Here is a 15,555-nt window from a genome sequence, read left to right as displayed (position 1 = left end):
AATGGGCGGCGGCTTCAGCCGCCCGACTTCGGCACCAGCAGCGGCACAATCCGGTCGCTCTTGGCGACAGTGGGCCGTCCGGCGGAGCCGTAGGGAATGCCGAGCGCATCCCATGTCTCGATCAGCGCGTCCTGAAGTCCCGCAATCAGCGCATCGGTATGGAACGGCGTCGGGGTGATGCGCAGCCGCTCGGTGCCGCGCGGCACGGTCGGATAGTTGATCGGCTGGATGTAGATGCCGTGCACGCCGAGCAGACGGTCGCTGGCCATCTTGCAGAGTTCGGGGTCACCGACCAGCACCGGCACGATGTGTGTCGGCGATTCCATCACCGGCAGGCCGGCTGCAGACAGAACCTCCTTGGTCCGCGACGCTTGGCGCTGTTGCGCATCGCGCTCGGCCTGCGAGCGCTTGAGGTGGCGGATGGACGTGGTGGCGGCGGCGGCGACGGCCGGCGGCAGCGCCGTGGTGAAGATGAAGCCCGGAGCATAGGAGCGCACCGCGTCGATGACGGCGCTGTTGCCGGCGATATAGCCGCCCAGCGTGCCGAATGCCTTGGCCAGCGTGCCTTCGATGATGTCGATGCGGTCGGCCAGCCCCTCGCGCTCGGTGATGCCGCCGCCGCGCGGTCCGTACATGCCGACGGCATGGACCTCGTCAATATAGGTCATGGCGTTGCAGCGTTCGGCGAGCTCGACGATCTGCTTGATCGGCGCGATGTCGCCATCCATCGAATAGACGCTCTCGAACACGATCAGCTTGGCGCGTTCGCGGCCCGCCGCCTGCAGCAGGCTTTCGAGATGCGCGACGTCGTTGTGGCGGAAAATCTTCTTTTCGGCACCCGAGCGCCGCACGCCTTCGATCATCGAGGCATGGTTGAGCTCGTCCGAAATGATCAGGCAATTGGGCAAAAGCCGCGCAATGGTCGAGATCGAGGCCTCGTTGGAGACGAAGCCGGAGGTGAAGACGAGCGCGGCTTCCTTGTCGTGCAGGTCGGCCAGTTCCAACTCAAGCTCGACCAACGGGTTCGAGGTGCCGGAAATGTTGCGGGTGCCGCCGGCGCCCGAACCCATCTTGCCGGCCGCGTTCTGGAAAGCGGCGATGACATCGGGGTTCTGGCCCATGCCGAGATAGTCGTTGGAGCACCAGACGGTGATTTCCTCGGCGCGGCCGTTGGAACGCCAGATAGCGCGCGGAAACTTGCCGACAATGCGCTCGAGATCGGCGAAAACCCGGTAGCGCCGCTCGGCGTGGAGCTGATCGATCGCTTCCTCGAAGAACCGCTGATAGTTCATGTCGCCTTCCCAGTTTTGCGCGGGATCATAATCGTTGGCCCATTCGTCGTCCACCGGGCCGTTTTGGTCAAAATGCCACGCCCCAAGCCTGTTCCTAACGATGCCAGATCGTGGCCTATTCCCTTGATGTGGATCAATTTTGTTTCCGTACGATGCCACAGGCCGGTGAGACTGTTACGGATTTAACATTCAGGCGTTTCTAATGGCCTTGCCGCAGGCTTTCCAGTAAGGCGGTGATTGAGACAGTTTCCGATAAATCATGAGTAAAAGAGGACACGGATGACGGTTTTGGTAACGGGCGGCGCCGGTTATATCGGCAGCCACATGGTCTGGGAACTGCTGGATGCCGGCGAGAGCGTCGTCGTTCTCGACCGCCTTTCCACCGGCTTCGAGTGGGCGGTAGCGCCGGAAGCCAAGCTTGTCGTCGGCGATGTCGCCGATAGGGAATTGGTCGGCCAGATCATCCGCGAGAACAAAGTCGACGCGATCATCCACTTCGCCGGTTCCATCGTGGTGCCGGAGTCGGTTGCCGACCCGCTCGCTTATTACGAGAATAACACCTCCAAGACCCGCACGCTGATCGAAACCGCGGTGCGCGAGGGCGTGCCGCATTTCATCTTCTCCTCGACCGCCGCCGTCTATGGCGGCGCCGGCCTGGAGCCGGTGCGTGAGGATGCCCGCCTGGCGCCGGAATCGCCCTACGGCCAGTCCAAGCTGATGAGCGAATGGATGCTGCGCGATGCAGCGCTTGCGCATCCCTTGCGCTACACGGCGCTGCGCTACTTCAACGTCGCCGGCGCCGATCCCAGGGGCCGGACGGGGCAGTCGACGCCTGGCGCCACGCATCTGATCAAGGTCGCCTGCGAGACCGCGCTCGGCAAACGCCCCTTCATGCAGGTGTTCGGCACCGATTATCCGACGCCGGACGGCACCTGCATGCGCGATTATATCCATGTCAGCGACCTGGCTGCGGCGCACCGGCTGGCGCTGCAGCGCCTGCGCGCCGGCGGCGGCAGCCTCGTCGCCAATTGCGGCTACAGCCACGGCTATTCGGTGCTCGAGGTCATCGACAGCGTGCGGCGCGCCTTCGGCCGGGATTTCGAGGTCAAGATGGGCGACCGGCGCCCCGGCGACGCCGCCGCCGTGGTTGCCAATTCGGACCTTGCACGCGCCGAACTCGGCTGGACCCCGCAACGCGACGACCTCGACCAGATCGTCGCCGATGCGCTCGCCTGGGAGCGTATCCTCACCGGCAAGAACTCCGCGCGGGGCTGAGCCGGGCACTTCCGAGGGCTCGCAAGGCGCGCGGCGAAGCGCTATTGAAGGCATTGGCGATGCGGCGTGGAGGCGCTGCGCCGCGAAGAGCTTTGGGGGGTGGCATGAAGATAACGGTGCTTGGAGCCGGTGTTGTCGGCACCGCGGCCGCGTATTATCTGGCCGCCGACGGCCATGAGGTCACCGTTATCGAGCGCCATCCGGCGCCGGCGCGCGGCACCAGCCAGTCCAATGCCGGTCTGGTGTCGCCGGGCGACGCCACCGCCTGGGCCTCGCCAGCGGCGCTGAAGACCTTCCTGCGCGCGCTCTGGAACCATGATCTCGGCATCAAGGTCAGGCTGCGCTTCGATCCTTATTTCCTCGCCTGGAGCCTGCGCTTCCTGCGCCAGTGCACGGTGGCGCGCCTGCGCGCCAACAGCCAGGTCAAACTGCGCCTGGCGCTCTATTCGCGCGACTGCATCAACGCGCTCTCCGACGCCACCGGCATCCACTATGACGAGCGCAAGAAGGGCATTCTTTATTTCTTCCGCTCGCAGCACAGCCTCGACACCGGCACCGACAACTACCAGTTTCTGGCGAAGCATGGCCTGCCGATCGAGATCGTGGGCCGCGACCGGCTGGTCGAACTTGAGCCCGGGCTCGCGGGCGTGAAGGAAAAGATCGCCGGCGGCGTTTATTCGCCGATCGACCAGACCGGGGATTCCAGGATATTCGTCGACGGGCTCGCCGCCTATGCTGCCGAAAAGCTTGGCGTCAGATTCCTGTTCGACACCACGGTCGAGGGGCTCGACATAGAGGGCGACTGGGTACGTGCGGTCATGACATCGGCCGGCCCGGTGACGGGCGACGCCGTCGTCATCGCCATGGGCCCCGAGAGCGGCCTGATCGGTCGCCGCTACGGTATCGACCTGCCCGTCTATCCGGTTAAAGGCTATAGCGCGACCATCCCGCTGGAGGACGAGAGCAAGGGACCGACCATGGGCGGCGCCGACGAGGACCGGCTGGTTGGCTACTCCAGGCTCGGAAACCGCCTGCGCATGTCCTCGACAGCCGAGTTCACCGGCTTCGACCGCAGCTTCAAGCCCAGCGACTTCAAGTCCATGCTGAGCACCGGCAAAGACCTTTTCCCTGGCGCTTTCGACGAGAAGAAGGCGCTGTTGTGGGCAGGTCTGCGGCCGATGATGCCCAACTCGGTGCCGGTCATCGGCAAGGCGAAATACAAGAACCTTTACCTCGACACCGGCCACGGCCATGTCGGCTGGACCATGGCCTGCGGCTCGGGCAAGTTCCTGGCCGACCTCGTCGCCGGCCGCAAGCCGGAGATCGACCCGCAAGGGCTGGTCTACGGGAACTGAGGGAGCTCTAGTCGTCGTGTTGGCATGGAGTCCATTCGCCGTGCACCCATTCGGCAAGCCATCCGCGCTCAAGCTGGCCAATCTGTGCCAAGTTTTCCTGCCTGGCGGTCAAATGGCCGAGACCGATAACTTCGAAATCTCCACAGTCCGCAGGATGATCATGTTCGCCGCAGGTCAGTTGCCACTCACCATCGAAATGATGAACGACCAGCGTCACCGGCCTCTCCGATCGAAAGACGTGCCCACATACAATTGCTCTGGTTTCCAACATTGAGGCCGTCACTGCGCAAAGTTTGACAAATATCGTACGACGATCTGGAAGATGCATCTGGCTGACAGATTCTACAAACCCTGAGTGACGAAATGTCGGGACCGCAAGTCGCTATCGACCTTGGCCGCATCGAGCGCAACGCCCGCACCATCGTCGAGCGCTGCGCGCTGTCCGGCATCAAGGTGTTCGGAGTTACGAAGGGCACATGCGGCATGCCGCAAGTGGCGCGGGCCATGCTGCGCGGCGGTGTTGCCGGCATCGCGGAATCGCGCTTCGAAAACATCCGCCGGCTGCGCGACAGCGGCATCAATGCGCCGGTCATGCTGCTGCGCAGCCCGCCCATGGCGCGCGTCGAGGAGGTCGTGCGCACCGTCGACATCAGCCTGCAGTCGGAACTGACCACCATCCGCGAGATATCGCGCATTGCCGAGCGCATGGGCCGCGTCCACGATATCATGCTGATGATCGATCTCGGCGATCTCCGCGAAGGCATCTGGCCAAGCGACCTGATCCCCACCGTCGAGCAGATCCTGGAATTCAAGGGCGTGCGCATCGCCGGCATCGGCACCAATCTCGGCTGCTTCGGCGCCATAATGCCGACGCCGGAGAACCTTGGCCAACTCGTCGCCCATGCCTACAAGACCGAGCGCCTGTCCGGCAAAAGCCTCGACTTCATTTCCGGCGGCGCCTCGTCGTCGCTGACGCTGCTGCTCGAAGGCAAGCTGCCGCCCGGCATCAACAATCTGCGCGTGGGCGAGGCGATCCTGCAAGGCGGTGTCGAAACCTTTCGCGACGTGCCGTGGCCCGAACTCGAACCCGATGCCTGCCGGCTGACCAGCGACATCATCGAGGTCAAACTCAAGCCTTCGCGGCCGATCGGCACATCCGGCTACGACGCCTTCGGCAACCAGCCGGTCTTCGCCGACGAGGGCGACCGGCTGCGCGCCATCGCCAATATAGGCCGCGAGGACGTGCTGGTCGAAGGGCTGACGCCGATCGCCAAGGGGGTGAGGGTGCTCGGCGCTTCCAGCGACCATCTGCTGCTCGATGTGCAGGATGCCGATCCGCGACCTACCGTCGGCGACCGTGTCGCCTTCCGCATGAATTATGGCGCCATGCTTCTGGCGATGACCTCGGAATATGTCGAGAAGGCGCCGATGCACGACGTCGCGGATTTCTCCGGCCGCAAGATGGTGTCGATCTCGGCCGAACCGGAAGCCGGCGGGATTATCGCCCGCGAGGGAACCGGCGCGCGTCTGGAGGCGATGAATTTCGACGTGGTCGAACTCGCCGACGTCGAGCGGCCGCCCTCGGGCTTGATCCGGCTCGCTGCCGGCGCCGATCGCCGTATCGCCCACAAGGCGCTGACCGCAACGGCGCGCGCGACGCATTCCTTCGGCCTGATCTGGATCGATTCCATCGCCGCCCTGATGCCCGAGTACGAGGAGGCCAAAGACATGCCTGAAGTCTCGGTGCTGGCCCGCGCGCTCGGTCTCGATCACAAGCCCTGCGCACTGCAGCCGCAGCTGTCGCCGGAAAATGTCGTCATCGTCGGCCTGCGCCATGCCGATCCGGCGGAGGCAAGGGTGCTCAAGGATTCGCGTGTCTCGGCCTTCACCATGACCGACATCGACGCCATGGGCATGCGCGACCTCATGCATGAGGCGATCCGCATCGCGACGTCGGGCACGCAGGGCTTTCACGTCAGCTATTCGCCGACGGCGACCGAATTTACCGGCTGGGCTGCGGGCTCGGGCGGGCTGACGGTGCGCGAGACGCATCAGGCAATGGAGGCGATCTCGCTGTCCGGCGGTCTGCTGTCGATGGATGTTTCCGGGCTGACCGCCGGTCTGGAGCCGCGGATCGGCGCCGACGCCATCAACTTCGTCATGTCGGCCTTTGGCAAGCGGATTTTGTGATCAGCCTTGCGCCTCGACTGCCGCGCGCCACGCGGTGACATAGGCCGCCCAGACCGGGTCGGTCTGCGGTTCAGTTCTCTCGCCCTTGCCGTGTGGAACGGACTGATCCGTTGCCAGCAGCGCCGCGCCGATGCTGGTGCCGGTGGCGGCCTCGGAGGCGATGACGATTCGCGCGGTCGCTGCCGCCAGCATGCCGACAAAGAGGCGGTTGCGGGCAAACGGTCCTTCCACGGTGGTCGGGCCGTCGGCGCCGATCAGCTCAAGGCAGGTCGCCGTCATCAGCGCCAGATAGAAGGAGATGGCGGCGAACCGCTCGCCTTTGCTGATGCCCTCGGCACCAAGCCATGCCGCGGCATGGTGCGGGAACGGTCCTGATCCCTGCTGGGTAGAAGGCAAAAGCAGCATCTTTTTTGTCAGAACGGCCAGCACCTCGCTGCCGCTGCAGTCCTGCGGCTTGTCCTTGGTCAGCTGGGAAAACTCACGGCCACCCATGAAACGCGCCGAGGGCACGGGGTCGCCCAGCGCGCTGACATTGACCAGCGTGTCGCGCGCAGCATCGAGCGCAATCTCTCTGCCGCCGACCGCCATCGATACCACCCAGGTGCCGGTCGAGACGACCGAGAAGGGCGGCTCGTCGGACAGAAGATGCGGCAATAGGGAGGCGTTGGAATCGTGCAGGCCACAGAATACCGGGGTCTGCGGATCGAGCCCGGTGCGCGCGGCAAGCGCCGGCAGGATCGGGCCGAGCTGGTCCCTGGCCGGCCGCACCGGCGCCATCAGCCTGCGCCAATCCAGCCTGTCGACCATCGAGGAAAAGTCCGCCTCCCAAGGGCTCCACAGATCGGTGTGGCAGCCGAGCGAGGTCACCTCGTTGGCGGCAACGCCGGTCAGGCGCAGCGCCCAGTATTGCGGATACATCAGCATCGCGGCGGCCCTGGCGAATTCGGTGGGAAAACGCTTCTCAAGCCAGAAGAATTGCGCACCGAGATTGAGGCCGAGCGGCAGGCGCGGCGTCCCGGTCTCAATGAAGGGCGGACGGATCGCACTATACTCTGTAGCCAGCCTGTCGGGGCCGTCGAACTCATAGTCGAGGACAGGCAGCACCAGATCGCCCGCTGCGTCGACCAGCACGCCGGTCGCACCATGCGTGGTGATCGAAATCGCTTCGATACGCTGTTCGCGGTTGAGGCTGGCAAGGCTGTTGAGGATGAACCTCCACAGCGACTCGACATCGTGATGCGGGTAGGGCGCTTGCCGCAGCGGCGCGTTCGCCATGCGGCGCAACCCCACTTCGCTCAACGTGACGAGATCGACCAGCGCGACCTTGGCGTTGGTCTTGCCGACGTCGATGACGGCGATATGGCGCAGCCCACTCATGCCAAATGGAACATTGTTTCCAGGGGGATGGCCACCGGTTGGTTGTCCGGCCTGGTCTCCATGATGTCGGCCATGTGCGCCCACCAGCGCTGCATCACCGGGTGCTTCGGCAGGTCGGCCATGCCATGGTCGTCGCGCCGCCACAGCACGCCGAACAGGATGTTGGTGTCTTCATCGAGATGGATCGAATAATCGGCGACGCCGGCCTCTCTCAGCAGCGCCACCAGCGACGGCCAGATCTCATCGTGGCGCTTTTTGTACTCGGCTTTCATGCCGGGTTTGAGCTGCATCTTGAAGGCGTATTTCTCAGGCATCAGCTGTTACCACGCAGCTGTCGCCAGACGATCGGCAGCGCGATGACGAAGATCAAGAGCAGGCCGATGAAGATCGACATGACGATGCCGGGCACGTTGAGCAGGCCGAGGCCGAAGGTCACCAGCCCCATGATAAAGGCGGCGAGCACGACGCCAACAATGCTGCCGGAGCCACCCAGAATGCTGACGCCGCCCAGCACCACCATGGTGATGACCTCAAGCTCGTAACCCTGCGCGATGGACGGTCGCGTCGAGCCGAGCCGCGAGGTGATCAGCACCGAGGCGATGCCGGCCATCAGCCCTGTCAGGCAAAACAGGATGAATTTGATGCGGCCGACGCGAACGCCGGAAAACTGTGCCGCGACCGGATTGTTGCCGATGGCAAAGACACGGCGGCCGAAGCTGGTGCGATGCAGCAGGAACCAGTAGGCGACGGCCGCGATGAGGAAGAGCACCAGTTCGAACGACACCACCCACCAGACATAGCCCTGGCCGAAGAAAGCAAAACTCTCGGGATAGCCCTTGTAGGCCTGGTCACCGAGGATGATGAAGGCAATGCCGCGAAACAGGCTCATCGTGCCGATGGTAACGACGATGGACGGCAGGCCGAGCCTCGTCACCAACAGGCCGTTGAAGGCGCCGCAACCGAGCCCGACGACGATGCCGATAGCCACCAGCACCGGCGTGTCGGCGCCGGCCTGTACCGCCATGCCCATCATGGTCGAGGCGAGCGCGATGATGGCGGCGACCGACAGGTCGATCTCGCCCGAAATGATCAGCAGCGCCATCGCGAAGGCCATCAGGCCTTTCTCGGTGAAATTGAAGGTCAGATCCGACAGGGAGTAGGCGTCAAGGAAATAGGGCGAGGCGAAACTGTTGATGGCGAAGATGGCGACCGCCACGACGACCAGCAGCGCCTCCCAGGAAAAGATCGCCGAGGAGAGCGGCTTGTCGAGCCGGTCGGGAATGTGGCGCGGGGCGGGGGTGTCGGTCATGCCGCCTCCGCCTTCCTCAGAATGATCCGCCCCTGCTGACGTTCGCCACGCGCGTTGAGCACGACGGCCAGGATGATGGCGCTGCCTGAAATCGCCATCTGCCAGAAGGGCGAGATGTTGATGACGGGCAGCGCGTTGGAGATGATGCCGAGGAACAGCGCCCCTAACACCGCGCCCCCGACCGAGCCGATGCCGCCGGCAATCGAAATGCCGCCGATGACGCAGGCGGCGATGATATTGAGTTCATAGCCATTGGCGACCTCGACCGAGGCGATGACATAACGAGAAATCCAGAGATAACCGGCGAGCCCGCCGATCATGCCGGAAATGCAGAAGGCGATGAATTTGGTTCGGCCGACATCGATGCCGGCATAGACCGACGCCGTCGGGTTGACGCCGATGGCATAGATCGAACGGCCAAGCGCGGTTCGCGTCATCACCACGAAGAACAGCGCGATGACCAGTATGGCGATCCAGGACAGAACCGGAATGCCCAGGAAAGCTGCGCGCTGGAAGCCGATGAACTCAGGGCTCATCTTGTCGGCATTGACCCATGCGCCGCCGGACAGGACGAAGGTGGCGCCGCGATAGATGGTGAGCGTGCCCAATGTCACCACGATCGAAGGTATGTTCAGCCGCCACACCAGCAGGCCGTTGATGGCGCCGAGCACCAGTCCGACGGCCAGCGCAATGACGATCAGCAGCGGGATAGGGATCGCCGGATGCGCGGCGTTCAGCATCGCCACCACCATGCCGGTGAAGCACAGGTTGGAGGCCATCGACAGGTCGATCGAGCGGGTCAGGATGACGACCATCTGTCCCAGCGCCAGGATCATCAGGATCGAGGTGTCGTTGAACACCTGGGCGAGATTGCCGGGGTCGGCAAAGGCCGGGAAGCGCGTCGAGATCAGAGCAATCAAAACGACGATCGCCGCTGCCAGCCAGATCTCGCGGAATTTCAGGAGAGCCTTCATGCCGCGATCCCCGCTGCCGTCCGGACCAGCGTTTCGGCGTCCAGCCCCTTACTATCGTAGACCGCCGCAACCAGCCCTTCGCGCATGACGACGACGCGGTCGGACATGCCCAGAATCTCCGGCAGTTCCGACGACACCATGATCACCGACAGGCCCTGCGCGACGAGCTCCGCCATGAAGCCGTGCACGGCGGCCTTGGAGCCGATGTCGATGCCCTTGGTCGGCTCGTCCAGGATGATCNTCTTCTGCTGGTTGCCGCCCGACAGCGTGCCGACATCCTGGCTCAGCGACGAGGCGCGCAGGTCTAGCCGCTCGGTGTAGGAGCGGGCGAGCGCGAATTCGTCCGACAATCGCAGCAGGCCGGATTTGGAGGTGCGCTTGAGCGAGGGAAGCGAGACGTTTTGGAAGATCGGCAGGCCGATCACCACGCCCTGCTTGCCGCGTTCCTCCGGCACGTAGACGATGCCGGCTTCGATGGAATCCGCCGCCGATTTCGGCGTGATCGTCTTGCCTTCCAGCGTGATCGTTCCACCCGATATGCGGGTGATGCCCGATATCGCCTGCATCACCTCTGACCGCCCGGCGCCGACAAGGCCGTAGAAACCGAGGATCTCGCCCTTGTGCAGTTCGAAGCCGATGTCGTTGAATTCGGTCGGGTGCGAAAGGCCAGCGACCGACAGCACCGGCGCGCCGATCTCGGCCTTGCGTTGCGGAAAGATGTGATCGACCGAGCGGCCGACCATCATGCGCACGATCTGGCTCTGGCCGGTATCCTTGATAAGGCCCTCGCCAACCATCTCGCCGTCGCGGAACACGGTGTAGCGATCGGCGATCCGATAGATCTCGTCGAACTTGTGGCTGATGAACAGGATCGCCTTGCCTTCCTCCTTGAGGAATTCGATCAGCAGGAAAAGCTCCTCGATCTCTTTCATCGAAAGGGCTGCGGTCGGCTCATCCATGATGACGATCTGCGCATCGATCGACATCGCGCGAGCAACCGCTACCAGATGCTTGTTGGCGATGCCGAGGTCTTTCAGCCGCGCATCGGCGTCGATATGGCCGGCATGCATGGTGTCGAGCACTTCGCGCGCGTGTTTTCGCATGGTGCGCCAGTCGATGGTGCCTAGCCGCGTGCGCGGCGCATGGCCGAGAAAAATGTTTTCGGCGACGCTCAGATCGTCGAACAGCACGGTTTCCTGATGAATGGCGGTGACGCCGTGGCCGAAGGCGGCATGCGCGCTGGGCAGGGTGACGGCCTGGCCGTCAATGCTGATCGTGCCGGCGTCGGGCTGGTAGATGCCGGTCATGATCTTGACCAGCGTCGACTTGCCGGCACCGTTTTCACCGATCAGCGCCGTAACCTGGCCGGGGTAAAGCGACAGGCTGACATTGTGCAGCGCGCGCACGCCGGGAAAGCTTTTGGAGACGCCGGACAGCGTCAGGCGCGGGGCAGGACCCGTGGGCTCCTCCTTCGCAATGCCGTGCTGGGCTGTCGTGTCCATATCCGTATCAAGCCCTGAAACAAGGTCCGTTTAAAGTCGCGGCGGGATTTTGGTCCCGCCGCGCTTGGTCCGAGACGTCCGAGATCAATAGATCTTGGAGAACTTTTCGATGTTGGACTTGTCGAACTGGAAGGGCGGAGCCATCGCAGCCGAGTTGCTGTCATCGAGCGTGACCTTGCCGACGCGGCCGATCGACAGCGTTGCGCCCGGCTTTGCCTCTTCCTTCTTCACCGCCAGATCATGAGCGAGGTAGACGGCGGAGTAGCCGAGGTCGATCGGATTCCAGAGGGCAACCGCCTGGCTGGAACCGTTGTCGATGAACTTCTTGAACTCCGACGGCAGCGCCAGACCCGTGACATTGACCTTGCCGATCAGGTTCGCGTCGGTGACGACCTGGGCAGCGGCAACGACGCCGACGGTGGTCGGCGCGATGATCGCCTTGAGGTTCGGATAGGATTTCAGCAGGCCCTTGGCTTCGTCGGTGCTCTTGGCCGAATCGTCATCGCCGTAGACGGTGGCGACGAGTTTGATCTTGGGGAATTTCTCCGGCAGGATCTTCTTGGCCGCGTCGATCCAGGCGTTCTGGTTGGTCGCGGTCGACGAAGCCGACAGAATGGCGACTTCGCCGCCTTCCGGCAGATAGTCGGCGGCCAGCTTGATGATGGTCTCGCCGATCAGGCCGGTGTCGGACGGGTTGAGATGCAGCTGGCGGCCTTCCTTGGCGACGCCCGAATCCCACGAGATGACGGTGATGCCACGCTCCATGGCCTTCTTCAGCACCGGCACCAGCGCGTCGGCGTCATTGGCCGAAATCGCAATGGCGTTGACCTTCTGCGCGATCAGCGAATTGACCACTTCGATCTGCGCTTCGGCGGTCGCCTTGGTCGGGCCGGTGTAGATGATGTCGACATCGCCGAGTTCCTTGGCCGCCTCTTCGGCGCCCTTATTGGCGGCGTCGAAGAAGCCGTTGCCGAGCGACTTCACCACCAGCGCGATCTTGACGTTCTCGGCATAGGCGGCATTCACGAACATGGCGGCCGAGAACGCGGCCGTCACCATCAATTTCTTCAGAAAGCTCATCGTATTTCCTCCCTTGAGCGTTGCATTCCATCGTCGCTGCGGTTGGCCTCAGGCCTGCAGCGAGGATTCTTCCTTTGCCGACTTGCGGGCGACGATCAGCGTCACACCCGCGGCCTCCAGCATGTTGGCTTCGCGATCCTCGATGCCGTCATCGGTGATGACGGTGGCGATGCGCTTGAGCCCGCACAGGATCAGGCTCGAGCGCTGGCGGAATTTCGATGAGTCGACCAGCACCACCAGTTCGTCGGCCTGGTCAATCAGTTTCTGCTCCGCCTGGATCAGCAGCGGGTCGCCTTCCATCAGGCCAAGAGGCCCGAGCCCTTGAGCGCCCATGAACATGCGGCGCGCGTAGAAATTACGCGTCACGTCATTGTCGAAGGGCGAGAGGATGATGTTCTGCTCGCGGTAGATGGTGCCGCCCGACAGCATGACGGTGTTCTTCGAATGCTTGAGCAGGTGCTCGGCGATGGGGAACGAATTGGTGAAGATCGGCATGCGGCGTCCGGTCAGGAAATGCACCATCTGGAAGGTGGTGGTGCCGCCATTGATGATGATCGGTTCGCCGTCCTTGCACAGCTCCACCGCTTCGCGCGCAATCGCGCGCTTCTGCGAAGCGTTAAGCGTTTCGTTGACGGAAAAGGGCCGGCCGGCGAGGCCGATGAACTGCGGTGGCGAGAGCGCCTCGGCGCCGCCACGCACGCGACGCAGGCGCTTTTGCACATGAAGAGCCGCGATATCGCGCCGGATCGTCGCCTCGGAGGAGTCCGTCAGGTCGACCATCTCCTGCACCGTCACCACAGGCTTTTCCTGGACGGCGGACAGAATGATCCTGTGGCGCTCTTTTTCGTGCATGGTTCCTCCCTGCATGGTCATGAGGCACTAGAAAACCACCAGTGTCAATCATTTCCGCTCATATAATTTCATTGTGCAGTGCAATATGATCGATCTTGATCGTTTATGATTGACAACCGAGATGCTTGCGTAGACATTTCCGGCAAAATGGACCGCGCCTTTTGCGTCCAGGGAGGATAATCATGCTCGACAAGCGCTCCGGCTCGCGCCTTGCCAACCTTTGGGACGATGCTAAAGCCAAGGGGCTGAGCGAGCCTGAGCTTCTGGTCTATCGCTCCAACACGCTCGGCTCCGACAAGCGTGTCACCAATTATGGCGGCGGCAACACCTCGTCCAAGATCCGGCAGAAGGACCCGCTCTCCGGCGCCGAAGTCGAAGTGCTATGGGTCAAGGGCTCGGGCGGCGACAGCGCCTCGATCAAGCTGGACGGTTTCGCCACGCTTTACATGGACAAACTGCAGGCGCTGAAAGGCCTTTATCGCGGCGTCGCGCATGAGGACGAGATGGTGGGCTATCTTCCCCACTGCACCTTCAATCTCAACCCGCGCGCGGCCTCGATCGACACGCCGCTGCACGCCTATGTGCCGAAGCCGTTCGTCGATCACATGCATCCCGATGCCATTATCGCGATTGCCGCGGCCAAGGATTCCAAGGCGTTGACCAAGGAGATATTCGGTGACGCCATCGGCTGGCTGCCGTGGAAGCGGCCGGGCTTCGAACTTGGCCTCTGGCTGGAGAAATTCTGCGTCGAACACCCCGAGGCCAAGGGCGTCATCCTCGAAAGCCACGGCTTGTTCACCTGGGGCGACACACCCAAGGAGTGCTATGAGACGACGATCTCGGTCATCAACCAGGCGATCGAATGGTTCGAGCGCCGCTCCGAGGGTCTCGCCATCTTCGGCGGCGAAGTCGTCAAATCGCTAGACGCCGCTGAGCGCCGCGCCATCGCGGCGAGACTGATGCCGAGGATCCGCGGCCTGATTTCGGAGAAGAGCCACAAGCTCGGCCATTTCGACGATTCCGCCGCTGTGCTCGAATTCGTCAACTCCAGGGATTTGCGCCCGCTGGCGGCACTCGGTACCTCATGCCCGGATCATTTCCTGCGCACAAAAATCCGCCCGCTGGTTATCGAGTTCGACCCAGCGAAGCCCGACGTCGAAGCCGTGATTGCGCGCCTCGCCGACGATATTGCTGAGTACCGTGTCGGCTACCAGGCCTATTACGACAGCTGCAAGCATCCGGACTCGCCCCCGATCCGCGACCCCAATGCCGTGGTCTACCTGATGCCCGGCGTCGGCATGTTCACCTTCGCCGGCGACAAGGCCACCGCCCGCATCTCTGGCGAATTCTACGTCAACGCCATCAACGTCATGCGCGGAGCCTCGACCGTCTCGTCCTATGTCGGCCTGCCGGCGCAGGAGGCCTTCGACATCGAATACTGGCTGCTCGAGGATTTGAAGCTGCAGCGCATGCCGAAGCCGAAGTCGCTCGCCGGCCAAATCGCGCTGGTCACCGGCGGCGCCGGCGGCATCGGCCGCGCCACCGCCAGCCGGCTGCTGCGCGAAGGCGCCTGCGTGGTGCTGGCCGATATCGACGAGGCCGCACTTGCCAGCGCCAATGACGAACTGGCGAAAGCCTATGGCAAGGACTTCGTCCGGCCGGTGCTGATCAACGTCACCGCGGAGGAGCAGGTGATTTCCGGCTTCGCCCAGACAGCCGTCGAGTTCGGCGGCATTGATATTCTCGTCTCCAACGCAGGCCTCGCCTCCTCGGCGCCGATCGAGGAGACGACGCTGGCGCTGTGGAACAAGAACATGGACATATTGTCGACCGGCTATTTCCTGGTCTCGCGCGAAGCCTTCCGGCTGTTTCGCGCCCAGAAGATCGGCGGCAATGTCGTCTTCGTCGCCTCCAAGAACGGCCTTGCCGCGTCACCCAACGCCGCCGCCTATTGCACCGCCAAGGCGGCCGAAATCCATCTCGCCCGCTGCCTGGCGCTGGAAGGCGCGGAAGCCCAGATCCGCGTCAACGTCGTCAATCCGGACGCCGTGTTGCGCGGTTCGAAGATCTGGACCGGCGAGTGGAAGGAACAGCGCGCCGCCGCCTACAAGATGTCGACCGACGACCTCGAAGAGCACTACCGCTCGCGCTCGATGCTGAAGCGCTCGGTGTTTCCGGAAGACATTGCCGAAGCGATTTATTTCCTGGCGTCCGACATGTCGGCCAAATCCACCGGCAACATCATCAACGTCGACGCCGGCAACGCGCAGAGCTTTACGCGCTGAGTTAAGGGCGGAGCGCTTCTCTTCTCCCCGTCACTATACGGGGAGAAGGTGGCCCGAAGGGCCG

General features: G+C 63.3%; 13 protein-coding genes. 4 read left to right on the top strand and 9 right to left on the bottom strand.

Translation table 11 applies throughout. The features are described from left to right. Positions 1–14: 14 nt before the first annotated feature. Entirely contained in the window at positions 15–1,292 is a 1,278-nt protein-coding gene (gene hemA / locus X757_RS146145; protein WP_023703424.1) for a 5-aminolevulinate synthase, read from the bottom strand. A 279-nt stretch (positions 1,293–1,571) separates the two neighbouring features. Between hemA and galE the strand changes: the two genes are divergently transcribed. Together galE and X757_RS146155 are read left to right on the top strand one after the other, a co-directional pair. Next, the gene (gene galE, locus X757_RS146150; RefSeq protein WP_023703423.1) at positions 1,572–2,567 is read left to right on the top strand and encodes a UDP-glucose 4-epimerase GalE; all 996 of its coding nucleotides are present in this window, start codon (positions 1,572–1,574) and stop codon (positions 2,565–2,567) included. Positions 2,568–2,671: 104 nt separating this feature from the next. Next, positions 2,672–3,922, top strand: a complete 1,251-nt coding sequence (locus X757_RS146155) for a D-amino acid dehydrogenase (RefSeq protein ID WP_023669653.1) — start codon at positions 2,672–2,674, stop codon at positions 3,920–3,922. A gap of 7 nt (positions 3,923–3,929) precedes the next feature. On the opposite strand, the gene X757_RS146160 is transcribed toward X757_RS146155, so the two are convergent. Then, a complete protein-coding gene (locus X757_RS146160) occupies positions 3,930–4,139 on the bottom strand; it encodes a hypothetical protein (RefSeq protein WP_023703422.1) in 210 nt (69 codons plus the stop codon). Between the two features lie 146 nt (positions 4,140–4,285). Between X757_RS146160 and X757_RS146165 the strand changes: the two genes are divergently transcribed. Further along, the gene (locus X757_RS146165; protein ID WP_023726823.1) at positions 4,286–6,112 is read left to right on the top strand and encodes an alanine racemase; all 1,827 of its coding nucleotides are present in this window, start codon (positions 4,286–4,288) and stop codon (positions 6,110–6,112) included. Here the strand turns inward: X757_RS146165 and X757_RS146170 are convergent, their stop codons facing one another. From X757_RS146170 to X757_RS146200, 7 genes are all read right to left on the bottom strand, one after another. Next, positions 6,113–7,489: an FGGY-family carbohydrate kinase gene (locus X757_RS146170; protein ID WP_023726822.1), complete on the bottom strand. Its 1,377-nt coding sequence runs from the start codon at positions 7,487–7,489 to the stop codon at positions 6,113–6,115. Beyond that, positions 7,486–7,803, bottom strand: coding sequence for an L-rhamnose mutarotase (rhaM, locus tag X757_RS146175; protein WP_023715347.1), 318 nt, complete (start codon positions 7,801–7,803; stop codon positions 7,486–7,488). Before rhaM ends, X757_RS146170 begins: the two co-directional genes overlap by 4 nt. After that, positions 7,803–8,798, bottom strand: a complete 996-nt coding sequence (locus tag X757_RS146180; protein ID WP_023726821.1) for an ABC transporter permease — start codon at positions 8,796–8,798, stop codon at positions 7,803–7,805. The genes rhaM and X757_RS146180 overlap by 1 nt, the downstream gene beginning before the upstream one ends. Next, a complete protein-coding gene (locus tag X757_RS146185; protein WP_023726820.1) occupies positions 8,795–9,772 on the bottom strand; it encodes an ABC transporter permease in 978 nt (325 codons plus the stop codon). The genes X757_RS146180 and X757_RS146185 overlap by 4 nt, the downstream gene beginning before the upstream one ends. Then, positions 9,769–11,274 (bottom strand): sugar ABC transporter ATP-binding protein, encoded by a 1,506-nt coding sequence (locus X757_RS146190; protein ID WP_023726819.1) that lies wholly within the window; start codon positions 11,272–11,274, stop codon positions 9,769–9,771. The genes X757_RS146185 and X757_RS146190 overlap by 4 nt, the downstream gene beginning before the upstream one ends. Positions 11,275–11,358: 84 nt before the next feature. Further along, positions 11,359–12,354, bottom strand: coding sequence for a rhamnose ABC transporter substrate-binding protein (rhaS, locus tag X757_RS146195; protein WP_023669661.1), 996 nt, complete (start codon positions 12,352–12,354; stop codon positions 11,359–11,361). A 48-nt stretch (positions 12,355–12,402) separates the two neighbouring features. After that, on the bottom strand, positions 12,403–13,206 hold the full coding sequence (locus X757_RS146200) for a DeoR/GlpR family DNA-binding transcription regulator (protein WP_023726818.1): 804 nt from the start codon (positions 13,204–13,206) through the stop codon (positions 12,403–12,405). 182 nt (positions 13,207–13,388) lie between these two features. Between X757_RS146200 and X757_RS146205 the strand changes: the two genes are divergently transcribed. Further along, the gene (locus X757_RS146205; protein ID WP_023703415.1) at positions 13,389–15,491 is read left to right on the top strand and encodes a bifunctional rhamnulose-1-phosphate aldolase/short-chain dehydrogenase; all 2,103 of its coding nucleotides are present in this window, start codon (positions 13,389–13,391) and stop codon (positions 15,489–15,491) included. The last annotated feature ends 64 nt before the right edge of the window (positions 15,492–15,555 follow it).

The sequence above is a fragment of the Mesorhizobium sp. LSHC412B00 genome, from assembly GCF_000503035.1.
In the GTDB taxonomy this organism is placed as follows: domain Bacteria; phylum Pseudomonadota; class Alphaproteobacteria; order Rhizobiales; family Rhizobiaceae; genus Mesorhizobium.
The sequence above is the reverse complement of the archived record's forward strand: the minus strand, read 5'-3'. Positions and strand labels throughout refer to the sequence as shown.

What these genes read in the sequence shown, in the direction of transcription:
- X757_RS146200 (WP_023726818.1), bottom strand. Translation starts at nt 13,206, where the DNA reads ATGCACGAAAAAGAGCGCCACAGGATCATTCTGTCCGCCGTCCAGGAA.
- X757_RS146170 (WP_023726822.1), bottom strand. Translation starts at nt 7,489, where the DNA reads ATGAGTGGGCTGCGCCATATCGCCGTCATCGACGTCGGCAAGACCAAC.
- X757_RS146180 (WP_023726821.1), bottom strand. Translation starts at nt 8,798, where the DNA reads ATGACCGACACCCCCGCCCCGCGCCACATTCCCGACCGGCTCGACAAG.
- X757_RS146185 (WP_023726820.1), bottom strand. Translation starts at nt 9,772, where the DNA reads ATGAAGGCTCTCCTGAAATTCCGCGAGATCTGGCTGGCAGCGGCGATC.
- X757_RS146155 (WP_023669653.1), top strand. Translation starts at nt 2,672, where the DNA reads ATGAAGATAACGGTGCTTGGAGCCGGTGTTGTCGGCACCGCGGCCGCG.
- rhaM (WP_023715347.1), bottom strand. Translation starts at nt 7,803, where the DNA reads ATGCCTGAGAAATACGCCTTCAAGATGCAGCTCAAACCCGGCATGAAA.
- X757_RS146165 (WP_023726823.1), top strand. Translation starts at nt 4,286, where the DNA reads ATGTCGGGACCGCAAGTCGCTATCGACCTTGGCCGCATCGAGCGCAAC.
- hemA (WP_023703424.1), bottom strand. Translation starts at nt 1,292, where the DNA reads ATGAACTATCAGCGGTTCTTCGAGGAAGCGATCGATCAGCTCCACGCC.
- X757_RS146205 (WP_023703415.1), top strand. Translation starts at nt 13,389, where the DNA reads ATGCTCGACAAGCGCTCCGGCTCGCGCCTTGCCAACCTTTGGGACGAT.
- galE (WP_023703423.1), top strand. Translation starts at nt 1,572, where the DNA reads ATGACGGTTTTGGTAACGGGCGGCGCCGGTTATATCGGCAGCCACATG.
- rhaS (WP_023669661.1), bottom strand. Translation starts at nt 12,354, where the DNA reads ATGAGCTTTCTGAAGAAATTGATGGTGACGGCCGCGTTCTCGGCCGCC.